Source organism: Streptomyces sp. SL06, from assembly GCF_058244745.1.
Window position 1 is genome coordinate 4171707 of record NZ_JBSYOT010000002.1, and the last position, 12599, is coordinate 4184305.

General features: G+C 72.1%; 9 protein-coding genes and 1 pseudogene. 5 read left to right on the top strand and 5 right to left on the bottom strand.

Features of this window, described 5'->3' with window-relative positions; all coding sequences use genetic code 11:
- Positions 1–2: 2 nt before the first annotated feature.
- Positions 3–413: a VOC family protein gene (locus tag AC4IHM_RS19120; protein ID WP_490868227.1), complete on the top strand. Its 411-nt coding sequence runs from the start codon at positions 3–5 to the stop codon at positions 411–413.
- Here the strand turns inward: AC4IHM_RS19120 and AC4IHM_RS19125 are convergent.
- The 3 genes from AC4IHM_RS19125 to AC4IHM_RS19135 all read right to left on the bottom strand — a co-directional run bounded on the left by AC4IHM_RS19125 (position 405) and on the right by AC4IHM_RS19135 (position 6961).
- Complete coding sequence (locus tag AC4IHM_RS19125) at positions 405–1970, bottom strand: sodium:solute symporter family protein (RefSeq protein WP_490868228.1); 1566 nt, start codon at positions 1968–1970, stop codon at positions 405–407. The two genes, AC4IHM_RS19120 and AC4IHM_RS19125, sit on opposite strands and share 9 nt — an antisense overlap.
- A gap of 267 nt (positions 1971–2237) precedes the next feature.
- Positions 2238–4148 (bottom strand): DUF8823 domain-containing protein, encoded by a 1911-nt coding sequence (locus tag AC4IHM_RS19130; protein WP_490868229.1) that lies wholly within the window; start codon positions 4146–4148, stop codon positions 2238–2240.
- A gap of 221 nt (positions 4149–4369) precedes the next feature.
- Positions 4370–6961 carry a D-alanyl-D-alanine carboxypeptidase gene (locus tag AC4IHM_RS19135; RefSeq protein WP_490868230.1) on the bottom strand — a complete coding sequence of 864 codons (2592 nt, stop codon included), beginning with the start codon at positions 6959–6961 and terminating at the stop codon, positions 4370–4372.
- Positions 6962–7151: 190 nt separating this feature from the next.
- Here AC4IHM_RS19135 and AC4IHM_RS19140 point away from each other — a divergent pair, with 190 nt between their 5' ends.
- The 3 genes and pseudogenes from AC4IHM_RS19140 (at position 7152) to AC4IHM_RS19150 (ending at position 9454) form a co-directional block, all read left to right on the top strand.
- Positions 7152–7910 (top strand): GOLPH3/VPS74 family protein, encoded by a 759-nt coding sequence (locus AC4IHM_RS19140; RefSeq protein WP_490868231.1) that lies wholly within the window; start codon positions 7152–7154, stop codon positions 7908–7910.
- 317 nt (positions 7911–8227) lie between these two features.
- Positions 8228–9086, top strand: a pseudogene (locus tag AC4IHM_RS19145) (helix-turn-helix domain-containing protein).
- Between the two features lie 176 nt (positions 9087–9262).
- Complete coding sequence (locus AC4IHM_RS19150; protein ID WP_490868232.1) at positions 9263–9454, top strand: DUF397 domain-containing protein; 192 nt, start codon at positions 9263–9265, stop codon at positions 9452–9454.
- A 210-nt stretch (positions 9455–9664) separates the two neighbouring features.
- Here AC4IHM_RS19150 and AC4IHM_RS19155 read toward each other — a convergent pair whose 3' ends face one another.
- On the bottom strand, positions 9665–10195 hold the full coding sequence (locus AC4IHM_RS19155) for a glutathione peroxidase (protein ID WP_490868233.1): 531 nt from the start codon (positions 10193–10195) through the stop codon (positions 9665–9667).
- Between the two features lie 42 nt (positions 10196–10237).
- Positions 10238–11221, bottom strand: coding sequence for an ArsR/SmtB family transcription factor (locus AC4IHM_RS19160; RefSeq protein ID WP_490868234.1), 984 nt, complete (start codon positions 11219–11221; stop codon positions 10238–10240).
- A 109-nt stretch (positions 11222–11330) separates the two neighbouring features.
- Between AC4IHM_RS19160 and AC4IHM_RS19165 the strand changes: the two genes are divergently transcribed.
- Positions 11331–12599 (top strand): MFS transporter, encoded by a 1269-nt coding sequence (locus AC4IHM_RS19165; RefSeq protein WP_490868235.1) that lies wholly within the window; start codon positions 11331–11333, stop codon positions 12597–12599.

Genomic DNA, 12599 nt, shown 5'->3' on the forward strand with positions numbered 1-12599 from the left:
GTATGCACATCAGCATTCACACCACCGTCCTCCCGCACGACGACCCGGACGCGTCCCTCGCCTTCTACCGCGACGTGCTCGGCTTCGAGGTCCGCCAGGACGTGGGCAACGGCAGGATGCGCTGGATCACGGTCGGGCCCCCGGACCAGCCGGACACCTCGCTGCTCCTCGCGCCGCCCGCCGCCGACCCCGGCATCACCGACGCCGAGCGCCGCACCATCGCCGAGATGATGGCCAAGGGCACCTACGGCTGGCTCCTCCTGGCCACCAAGGACCTCGACGGCACCTTCGAGAAGCTGCGGGCCGGCGACGCCGAGATCGTCCAGGAGCCGACCGAGCAGCCGTACGGCGTGCGCGACTGCGCGTTCCGCGACCCCGCGGGCAACCAGATCCGCATCCAGCAGTCAGGCTGAGCCCACCGCGTCCTCCACCCCGCCCGCGGGCGCCGGGACCGCGGCCGCCGCGCCGCAGGCGTCGTCGTCCGTGTTGACCCGCTCGATGATCGCGAGCCGCTCCGGGGTGTCCTCCGGTTTCAGGAAACCGACCAGGACGTACAGGACCAGCGACACGGCCAGCGGGATGGAGACCTGGTACTCCAGCGGCACCCCGCCCGCCACGTGTCGGCTGATCGGGTAGTTGACCAGCCAGAAGGCGAGCAGGCCCAGCGCCCAGCTGGTGAGCGCGGCCGTCGGGCCCGAGCGGCGGAAGGGCCGCAGCAGACCGAGCATCATCGGGATCGCGATCGGCCCCATCAGACCGGCGACCCACTTGATGACGACGGTGATGATGTCCTTGAACGCCGGCGAGTCGACCTGCGTCGCCACCGCCATCGAGAGCCCGAGGAAGACCACCGTCGTCAGCCGCGCCGCCAGCAGCCCGGACCGCTGCCCCCAGGCCCGCGCCCGCGAGGACAGCACCGGCGCCACGTCACGGGTGAACACCGCCGCGATCGCGTTGGCGTCGGAGGAGCACATGGCCATGGTGTGCGAGAAGAAGCCGACGACGACCAGGCCCAGCAGCCCGTGCGGCAGCAACTGCTCGGTCAGCAGCGCGTAGGAGTCGGACCCGTCCGCCTTCTGCGACTCGACCAGCAGCGGCGACATCCACATCGGGAAGAACAGCACCACCGGCCACACCAGCCACAGCACCGCCGACAGCCGCGCCGACCGCGTGGCCTCACGGGCGTTGCTCGTGGCCATATAGCGCTGGGCCTGGTTGAGCATGCCGCCGTTGTACTCGAAGAGCTTGATGAACAGGAAGGCGAGCAGGAACACCGTCCCGTACGGGCCGACCAGCGGCTTGCCGTGGCCGTGGAGGGCGGGCTCGTCCCAGGCGCCGAGGAAGCCGCCGTGGTCGCCGAGTCGCATGGCCACGGCCACGAACATCGCGACCCCGGCGAGCAACTGGATGACGAACTGGCCCAGTTCGGTCAGCGCGTCCGCCCACAGGCCGCCGATCGTGCAGTAGATGCCGGTGATGACGCCGGTGATCAGGATGCCCTGGTTGAGGCTGATGCCGGTGAAGACCGCCAGGAGCGTGGCGATGGCCGCCCACTTCGCGGCCACGTCCACGATCTTCAGCAGCATGCCGGACCAGGCGAGGGCCTGCTGGGTGGGCAGGTTGTACCGGTTCTTCAGATACTCCAGCGGCGAGGCCACGTGCAGCCGCGAGCGCAGCCGGTTGATGCGCGGCGCGAACAGCCTGGAGCCGATGGCGATGCCGAGTGCGATGGGGAAGGACCAGGTCACGAAGGACGTGACGCCGTAGGTGTAGGCGATGCCCGCGTACCCGGTGAACATCACCGCGCTGTAGCCCGACATGTGGTGCGAGATGCCGGACAGCCACCAGGGCATCCGGCCCCCGGCCGTGAAGAAGTCGCCGACGTTCTCCACGCGCTTGTGCGACCAGACGCCGATCGCCACCATGACGGCGAAGTAGCCGATGAGCACGGACCAGTCGAGACCGTTCATGTGCCCCCCTTCCGGGGTCCGCCTTGTGAACTCCGCTCAACCGGTTGGCACTTCGCACGAGCGGGGTAGGGGCGAGGCAGGCCGCGAAGCGCCCGCTCATCGTGGTTGCGTCGACGTGGGCACGACAAGGAAGAGGGAAGTCAAGAGGGGGTAAAAAGGTTCGACTTGCTGACCTTGGTTCACCTACATGAACGGCAGTTCACCGGGGGAGGAAGGGGGAGGAAGAGGGAGGAAGGAGGAAGAAAGGGGGGAGCCGCCGCGCGCCGGCTACCTCAGCTCCTGCGGGCACGGCGTCCCGCGCTGCAGCCCGTACGGCGCCGCCAGCCGGTACGTACCCTCCACGGGGGCGACCAGCAGCGTCCACTTGTCGCCGTCGGCGGTCTCCTCCGCCTCCGTCACACAGCCGTGGACGTTGTCGTACGTCTTCGGTGTGCCCTCCGGGCTGTTCTTGGAGGTCTCCGTCTCCTGGGGCGGTTGCAGCTTGTTGCCCTCGGCGTCGACGAGGCTCAGCCACGGCGAGTACGGCACCCGGACCAGGATGCGGCCCGGCTGCTTCACGTCGATCGTCCACTCGCCCTGCTCGGCACGCTGGACGACCGCGTCGGGCTCCGCCAGCGGCGTCGGGTTGGTCACCTCGAAGAGCTGCCAGTTGGCGTCGCCCCAGATCTGCTTCAGATACGGCAGACCCCGCTGCACCAGCTCCCGCTCCCGCTCACCGCCGTCGCCGTCCGGCTCGCCCTTGGGCAGCACGACGAAGTGCACGGCCCAGCGGCGCAGCCACTCGTGGTAGTTCGCCGAGTTGAGCGTGTCGTCGTAGAAGAGGGGGTTGCGCTCCATGTCGGCCTGGCGGTTCCAGCCCCGGGCCAGGTTCACGTACGGCGCGAGCGCCGACGCCTCCCGGTGGGAGCGGGCGGGCACGACCTCCACCCGGCCCCGCTCGGCGCCGACCTCCTGGAGTTCGTTGACCAGCGGCGCCAGCTCGCGCGCCCAGGACGCGGCCGGCGTGGTGTGGATGACGTTGTCGGCCGACTTGAAGCCGATCCAGACCACGAAGCCGGCGATCGCGGCCACGAGCGCGTACCACTTGCGCGACCTCGGCACCGTGAACGGCAGCGCGGCCACCAGCGCCACCCCGGCGAAGAGCATCGCGAGGCGCGTGATGTTGGAGCCGATCTGCGAGCTGATCACCCACACCAGCAGCACGGACAGGCCGTAGACCGCCGACGTGATCCGCACGGTCCGCCAGGTGCGCGGCACGAAGACGTACACCAGGCCCGCGTACAGGATCGGCAGGGAGGCCGAGCCGAAGGACATCGGCTGGGTGCCGGAGAACGGGAACAGCCAGGCCGACAGTGCGACCACCACCGCCGGGGCCAGCCCGAGCGACCAGGCGCCCGGACGGCGCTTCTGGAGGAACAGGGCCACCGCCACCAGGCCCACGAACAGACCCGAGACCGGCGAGGCCATGGTGGACAGCGCGGCCAGCGGCGCCGCGCAGAGCCCCTTGGCCCAGCGCTCGTGCCGCCAGCGGTGGGGCCAGCAGAACACCGCGGCGACCGCGCCGAGACCGAACATCATGCCGAGGCCGAACGTCACCCGCCCCGACGCCGCGTTGCCCAGCAGCGCGAACAGGCCCGCGAGCGAGGCCCACAGCGGATTGCGGACCACCCGGCCGCGGATCAGGATCACCGTCAGCAGCCCGGCCGACACCGTGCCCGCGATCATCATCGTCGTCCGCACGCCGAGCACCGACATCAGATACGGCGAGACCACGCTGTACGACACCGGATGCATGCCGCCGTACCAGGCGAGGTTGTACGCCGAGTCCGGGTGCCGGCCGACGAACTCCGCCCACGCGTCCTGCGCGGCGAGGTCGCCGCCACTGTTCGCGAACGTGAAGAACCAGACGACGTGGAGGGCCCCGGCCAGGGCGGTCACGGACAGCACGGGGTGGCGCAGCATGCGCTCGCGCACGGCCAGGAGGACGGCGTTCACCGCGGACGGCGCCTTCCGCCCGGCACCCTCCGGCTCACGGCCGCCGTCCGCCGGATCCCGGCCGGCCCGCCCGCCGTCCGCGCTCTCCCCGTCGTCCCCGCGGGGCGCGGGCACGCGTGGCCGCGGACCGGCTCCCGTCCCCGGATCGGCGTCGTCGGCGCGTGTCGGCTCCGCAGTGGCCACCTGAAGGCACTCCCCGTGTCCCGTCTTCTGCTTCGGGCCGTGTCCCGTTCCCGCGACCGGCGACCTGCCCCGTTTCGTGACGCTAGCACGCAGGCCCGCGCCGGGGCCTTTCCCTTTCGCCGCCCGCCGCGGCCCCCGCGCCTCTCGGGCCGGCCGCCCGGGACGCGAACGCCCCCGCGGCCGGTGGTCGCGGGGGCGCGGGGCGGCGGTCCCGACCGGTGTCACCCCAGGCGGGTCAGCTTGGCCGTGAGGCCCGGCTCGACGAGTTCGTCCCGCAGGGCGACCGGCACCTTCACCGCGCCGCTGGTGCCGCCGTCGCCGACGGTGAGCGCGCCGACCTTGGTACCGGCCTTCGCCGTGTGCGGCACCTCGTCCGCCTCGAACGTCAGCTTCACGGTCAGCCCCGCCCAGCCGACGGCCTTGACGTCCTGCGTGGTGACGACCGGCGTACGGCCGCCGAGGCGGTCGTCGACGTACCCGACGACGCTGCCCTTCTTCAGGATCGTCGACGACTCCAGGGCGTCCTGCGCGGACCGGATCAGCCTGTCGCTGGACTCCAGCGCGGCGGCGAGGATGGTGTTGTCCGAGCCGCCCGCCGGCTGCCGCACCACGGCACCGACGATGGTCCTGGTCTCGCCGTCGACGTCCTTGGTCGCCGCGAAGACGAGGTTGCCGAGGGCGGAGGTGGTGGTGCCGGTCTTGATGCCGACGACGTTGTTGTGACCGACGAGGTGGTTCCAGTTGGAGTGGTTGACGCCCTTGTAGTCGTCGTACGACATCTTCTGGGCGACCTCGCGGAAGGCGACCGACTTCATTGCCGCCTTGGCCAGCTTGACCTGGTCCACGGCCGTGCTCACCGTCGTGTTGTTCAGACCGGACGGGTCGGTGTACGTCGTGTTGGCCATGCCGAGGTCCTCGGCGGCGGCGTTCATCTTCTCCACGAACGCCTTCTCGGACCCCGCGTCCCAGCGGGCCAGCAGCCGCGCCACGTTGTTCGCGGATGCGATCAGGATGGCGTCCAGGGCCTCCCGCTGGCTGATCGAGTCGCCCGCGGTCACCTTGACCGTCGACTCCTGGCCGGCGTCCGACTGGTCCTCCGCCGCCTGGTCGATCTTGATCTTCGGGCCGTCGGCGCCGCTCTTGAGGGGGTGGTCGCGCAGCACGACGTAGGCGGTCATGACCTTGGCGACACTCGCGATCGGCACGGGCTTCTGGTCGCCGGACGAACCGAACGAGCCGATGCCCTGCACGTCGAGCGCGGCCTGTCCGCCGGACGGCCACGGGATCTCGGGCTTGCCGCCCCCGAAGGTGAAGCTGTCCTGCGCCGTGAGGTCGAGTTCCGGCGCGGGCAGCGCGCGCATGGACTGCACGATGCCCAGGACGATCACCAGCAGGACGACCAGCGGCGTCCAGATCTTGACCCGGCGCACCGCCGTGCGCAGCGGGGTCTCCGGGGGAGGCGGGGTGTTGGTCAGCTCCGCCAGCAGGTCCAGCGGCGGCTTCGGCGGCAGCGGTTGCTGCCTGGTCAGCTCGGCCCCGGCCTGCGGCACTTCGGCGACGGCCCCGGTACGCAACGCCTGCGGCGCCCCGGGGGGCGGCGGCGGAGCCTGCGGCGGCTTGCGTGTCGCCGGGTCGTCCGGCTGCCGCAGCGCGACGAACTTGCTGGTCCGCTCGGCGGGGGCCTCGCCGGACCTCGCGGCACCGCCGACCTTCAGCGTGGTCGTCGGCTGATCGACGGGGCGCTCGGCGGGGGGCCGGGGCGCCTTGAAAACGGCGGTGGGCTGATCGACGGACCGCTTCCCACCTTCGGCGGAGCCGTCTTCGTCCGCGTCCGCGTCGGGGCCGTCGTCGGAGGCGGGGCGTGCGTCGCCGTCGGTGTCGGTGTCGGCTCCGTCGCCGGAGGCGCTGGGGTCGTCCGGGCGGGCGTCGGTGTCCGCGTCGGAGTCGTCGCCGGGCCCGCCGCGGTCGTCGGAACCCGTGCCGGACTCGCCGTCCCCGCGCTTCCCAGGGGCCGCCGCAACGGCCGCACGGCCGCCCTCGGGGCCCGCGTCGGTGTCGCCGTCCTCGCCGTCCTCGCCGTCTTCCGGGGACTTGTCCCGCGCGTCGGCCTTCCCGGAGGCCCGCGGAGCGTCACCCGCCGGTTCCTCGGGGCCCGCGTCGGTGGTGCTCCTGCCCTTGGGGGCGTCGGTGCCGGGCTTCCCGGAGGGCCGTGAGGCCTCGTCCGGGGCGTCGGCGTCCGGCTCCGCGGAGTCCGTACCGGCGTCCGTGGCACCGCCGCTCTCCTGCCCGGCCCCCGCGTCCGGCGTGTCCCCGGTGGAGGCGTCGGTCTCGGCTTCCGCGTCGCCGGGCCGCTCGTTCGCGGCGGCCCGCTCGTCCGCGGTGGCCACCCAGGCCGCGACGACTTCCCGCAGCCGCCCGTCGCTCTTGCCGGTGGGCCCGCCCTCGGCCGCGTCCGGGGCGTCGGACGTATCGGATGTCCCGGAGGGACCATCCCCGGTGGAGTCCTCCGCGTCGGCGTCGGCGGCGGCGCCCGTGTCCTCGCCGTCGCCGTCGCCGTCGCCGTCGCCGTCGGCCTCGGCCTCCGCCTCGGGAACCGACAGCACCCGCGTCGCCGTGTCGACGCCCCCGCGGGGCCCGGCGGACGCCGAGGACTTCGCGTCCTCCCGCGCCACCGCCAGCCGCGGATCACGCGGCTCGCTCGCCCCGGCCCTGGCCTCGGGAACCGGACCCGCGCTCCCCGACGTCGGTTCTTCCGACGACTCGCGCTGCTTCGACCTGTCGGGGGACTCGCCCGCCACCGATGCCTCCTCCATGCGCCGCACGTCCTGTGTGCGCCTACCGAACCGCGTATCGAACCATGTACCAGTGTCCTGTGTACGGGTGGAACCCACGCGGTAGACGAGAACGACATACCTACCGGTTCCACTACGAACCGGTCACGCACCCTCGACAGACCAATGTGAGAGGGGTCACCCTGTCTTTCATCCACGCGGGGAGGCATGGATGGGCAGGAGCCGCAGAACACTTCCGGAGGAGCTTCTGCTGCTGGCGTTGGACCCGACCACGGGTACCACCGCGCAGCCGCAGTCGCTCGACCTCGGTCTGGCCGGAGCACAGCTGGTGGAGCTGGCGCTGGCCGGACGGATAGCCCCAGACGGGGATCGTATCGCCGTGGTGGCACCACGGCCGACAGGAGATCCAACACTGGACTGCGCGTTGGAGTTGCTGCGAAGGCGTGGCGCTCCCGTACGGGCGGTCAACTGGATTGGCGGGCCCCGCCTGGGGCTGCGCCAGACCTACCTCTCGCATCTGGAGCGATGCGGCATGGTGCATGCCGTGGAGGGCCAGATGTGCGGGGTGTTGCCGACGACTCGCTATCAGGCGACGGACACGGCGATCAGCAGGGAGATCAAGGCCCGGCTGGACTCGGCGATCCGCACCGGCGTTCCGCCGGACCCGCGGACCGCGGCGCTCGCCGCGCTGGCCCACGCGGTCGGACTCGGCAAGCACCTCTACCCGGGCAACGAAGGACGCTCGTCGCGGTCCCGGCTGCGGGACCTCATCAGGCACGACCCCATGGGCGGACTGGTGGCGCACGCGGTGATGGACGTCCAGAACGGCGCGGCGGCGCAGCCGCGCCGCACTCCGGCCCCGGCCGGCCGCCAGGCCGCGGGACCGGGGGCCAGGCCCGCCCCGGAACCCGCCCGCGGCGTTCCGGCGCAACCGCGCCACGGATCCATGGCGCGCGCGGTGGCCCACTGAGCACCCCGGGCCGCACCGCCGCACCTCGGTGACGCACGCGCAGTACCGCACCGCCGCACCACCAGTCCCCGAGACCCGGTCACGGGAGCCGCGGGTCCGCGCGGGGCGGCGGGGCCGACCGTACGTCCGGCACGCCCGGACGGCGGCCGGTCCCGTCGCCCCGCGCGGCCATGTGTACGGGCGGCACCCCGAACAGGCGGGTGCGCGGCGCATATCGACCGTTTCCCAGCGGTAGAAAGCACCTTGGTGGCAGTCTGCTCAGCAGCAGATACGCAAAGTGGCACAGTGTGAGTCACGCAGCCGGAGGTGCACGTCCCGTGGCGTCCAATGTCAATCCCACCGTCAGGCGACGCCGGCTGGGCCAGGAGCTGCGCAGGCTCCGTGAGCTCAAGGGCATGACGGCCGAGGAGGTGGCGGAGCGGCTGCTGGTCTCGCAGTCGAAGATCAGCCGCCTGGAGAACGGCCGCCGCAGCATCAGCCAGCGCGACGTCCGCGACCTGTGCGGGGTGTACGAGGTCGAGGACCGGCGGATCGTCGACTCGCTGATGCAGATGGCGAAGGACTCGCGCCAGCAGGGCTGGTGGCACGCCTTCGGGGACATCCCGTACAGCGTCTACATCGGCCTGGAGACCGACGCGGAGTCGCTGCGGACCTACGAACCGCAGATCATCACCGGCCTGTTGCAGACCCGGACGTACGCCGAGGCGCTCATCCAGGGCGCGTTGCCCGAGACGTTCGGTCGCCGACATCGAGAAGCGGGTGCAGGTCCGTATAAGGCGTCAGGAGCGCGTCTCCGCCGAGAACAACCCGCTGCGGCTGTGGGTGGTCCTCGACGAGGCCTGTCTGCGCCGGGTGGTGGGCAACAAGCAGGTGATGCGCGAGCAGTTGGAGTACGTCGCCGAGATGTCGCAGCTGCCGCACATCACCGTGCAGGTGCTGCCCTTCGACGTCGGGGCGCACCCCGGCATCATCGGCCAGTACTCGATCCTGGAGTTCGCCGACGCGGCCGACTCCAGCGTGGTGTACATCGAGGGCGTGACCAGTGACCTGTACCTGGAGAAGGCGCCCGACGTGCAGAAGTACACGGTGATGTACGAGCATCTGCGGGCCCAGGCCCTGAACGTGGAGCAGTCGCGGCAGTGCATCGCGGATGTGGCGAAGGAGTACGCACGCTGACGGGCGGCGGGAAGATACACCATCGGCACGCACTACTGGAAGAGTCACCTGGAATATGTCATCCGGTCGGGTGAATGGCTGCTCCGGTCGGTGAGGTCAGCGAGTAGCGTGGATCACGCCAACGATCACAAGACATTGGCGTAAACCGTACTCAGCAACTCGCCATCGGAGCAGACATGGCAATTCTTCAGGGCGCCACGGATTCATGGACCAAGTCCTCCTACTCCGGAGGAAACGGCGCGTGCGTCGAGGTCAGGTCATCGGTCGTGACGGCACTCGCCGTCCGCGACTCCAAGGTGACCGAGGGACCGGTCCTGGCCTTCCCGGCCAAGGCGTGGAACACGTTCGTGACCTCGGTCAAGGGGTAACGCCTCCAGGCGTCATCCCGTGGTACCGCCGACGGAGCCCTCTCGACCAGTTCGCCGACCTTGCCGAGAGGGCTCTGTCCGGTGGGGCTCCCGTCGAATCACGTCAGCGGGAGCGCCACGTCGCACACCGGGTCCCGCGGGCCCACCGTCTCCCCGTCGGCGAAGCACACCTCACGACACGACCCCGGGCGCGTCCGGGGGCCCGTCCGGTCAGCCCGTCAGCCGCTCCTCCACGGCCGCCACGACCTCGGCCGCCTCCGGCTCGGTCTGCGGCGAGAACCGGGCGGCGACCTTGCCGTCCCGCCCGATCAGGAACTTCTCGAAGTTCCAGCGGACGTCGCCGCTGTGCCCCTCGGCGTCCGCGAACCCGGTCAGCCGGTCGTACAGCGGATGCCGTCCCTCCCCGTTGACCTCCACCTTCTCGGTCATCGGGAAGGTCACGCCGTACGTCGCCGAGCAGAATTCCGCGATCTCGTCGGCGCCGCCCGGCTCCTGGCCCATGAACTGATTGCACGGCACGCCGAGCACGGTGAGGCCCTGCTCCGCGTACCGCTCGTGCAGCCGCTCCAGGCCCGAGTACTGCGGGGTGAGCCCGCACTTGGAGGCCACGTTCACCACCAGCACGACCCGGCCCGCGTACTGGGCGAGATCCGCGGACCCGCCCTGGAGGGCGCCGATCCCGACATCGAGGGGGAGGCTGTCGTCGTTCCGCGTGTTCTTCTCGTTCTGTGAGGTCGTCATGGAACGGATGCTAGTCCCGCGCCCCCGCGCCCCCGCGCCCCCTCACGCCCGCCGGTCGCCGCCCGCTTCGCCCGCCTCGACGAGCACCTCCCCGGCCGCCGTCCGTGAGTACAGCACCGACCGCCCCGCCCGCCGCCGTGCCACCAGCCCCGCGTCCAGCAGCACCCGCAGATGCCGCCCGACCGACCCGAGGCCCTGCCCGGTCACGCCGACCAGCTGGCTGGTGCTCATGGGGGAGCCGAGCAGCACCAGCACCCCCGCCCGAGCCGGGCCGAGCAGCGCGCCCAGGGCCGCGGGCACGGCACGGGCCCCGTCGTCCGCGAGGGCGCCCGTGCACGGGTAGACCACCGCGTACCGCTCGGCCTCCTCCCACGACACCCAGCCGTGCCGCTGCGGCGTGACCGGTACGAGGATCAGCTCGGCACCGGCGAGTTCGCGCGGCGGATACTCGTGCAGATTGACCTGGAGCCGGTTGTCGCCGAGCCAGCGCGTACCCGGCCGCAGGGCGTCCAGCACGGCCGCCCAGCCGCCCCGGCTCACCTGCGCGGTCCGCGCGACGACATCGGCCTCCAGGACCCGCCGACGCCGGTCCCAGTCGGGCCGTACGGCCTCGGTCCACACGTACTCCAGGAGCGCGGCGGCGCGTTCGGGCAGGTCGTCGCGGTCCAGGGCGGCGGGGAGCGGGCCCGCCAGGGAGACGGTCAGATGGGCGCGGGCCTCCTCGGGGCGGGCCGACGCGACCCGCGCGAGGCCCTCCTCGAAGGTCTCGTCCGCGCGCGGGGTGGGGGTGAGGAAGTCGGCGATCCACTCCCGTCCGAGCGACGAGCGGACGAGCAGCGCGGTCACCGGATCGTCCGCCAGCCGGCGCCGGTAGCCGGGCAAGTGGGTGTCGAGCCAGGCGCGTTCGCCGGGGTGCGCGGCCGCGCCTGCGTGCAGCAGCTTCAGACAGGCGAAGGTCTCGGCGAGCGGCGAGAGCACGAAACGGCTGCGGGCGAGCGTGTCCGCGTTGATGTGCCACCAGCCCATGCGGTCGCTCCCCTTCCCGACAGCCCTTCCCGCCGGCCCTTCCCGGCAGGCTTTCGCGTGGAAGCGAAAGAATAACGTCCGGCTCCCGGACCGTCCCAGACTCCCCCGCATGCCCGACACCCCAGACGCCCCGGACGCCCCGGACAAGCCAGGCCCGCCGAGCCCACCAGGCACGGGCCGCAAGAGCTACGGGAGCCTCTTCCGCACCCCCGAGTTCAGCCCTCTCTTCCTCTCCTCCTCGGCCAACATCGCCGCCCAGACGGTGAGCGGTCTGGCCCTCGGCACACTGGTGTTCCGGGCGACGGACTCGCCGCTGCTGTCCGCGCTGAGCATGTTCGGCCCGTCGCTGGCCCAGGTGGTGGGCGCCACGTTCTTCCTCTCCGGCGCCGACCGGCTGGCCCCGCGGGCGACGCTGGCGGGCCTCTCGCTCGCCTTCGCCGCCGCCACCGCGGCCCTCGCCCTGCCCGGCCTGCCGGTCTGGGCGATGCTCGCCATCGTCCTCGCCGAGGGCCTGATCGCCTCGCTCGGCGGCGGCGTCCGCTGGGGACTGCTGACCGAGATCCTCTCCAAGGACGGCTATCTGACCGGGCGTTCGCTCTTCAACATGATGAGCGGCCTCATGCAGATCGCCGGCTACGCGACCGGCGGTGTCCTGCTGGCCCTTCTGTCACCGCGCCTGTGCCTGCTGCTCGCGGCGGGCCTGTACGGCACGGCGGCCGGCCTCGCCCTGCGGCTGACCCGCCGCCCGCCGCGCGCCTCCGGCCGCCCCTCGGTGGCCGCCACCCGGCGCGCCAACGCCCTGCTGTGGTCCGCCCGTCCACGCCGCCACGTGTACCTGGTCCTGTGGATCCCCAACGGACTTGTCGTCGGCTGCGAGTCGCTGTACGTCTCCTACGACCCCCGCGCCGCGGGCACGCTGTTCGCCTGCGCCGCGCTGGGCATGCTGGCCGGGGACGTGACGGTCGGCCGACTGCTGCCGGCCCGGCTGCGCCCACGGCTGGGCATCCCGCTGCTGGTGCTGCTGGCCGCGCCGTACCTCGTACTCTTCCTGCGCCCGCCACTGCCGCTGACGGCCGCGCTGGTCGCGCTGGCCTCCGTGGGCTTCGGCGCGAGCCTGGTGCAGCAGGAGCGTCTGGTCGCCCTGACCCCCGACGAACTCTCCGGGCACGCCCTCGGTCTGCACTCCGCCGGGATGCTCACGATGCAGGGCGTCGCAGCAACCCTGGCGGGCACGGTGGCCCAGTTCAGCTCTCCGGCGACGGCCATGACCGTGATGGCGCTCGCCTCGCTCACGGTGACCCTCGCTCTCACGGCGGCGAGCCGACGCGGCACGTCCGACGGAGGGCTGCTGCCGACGCGGGCGGCGGAGGCGGCGTGA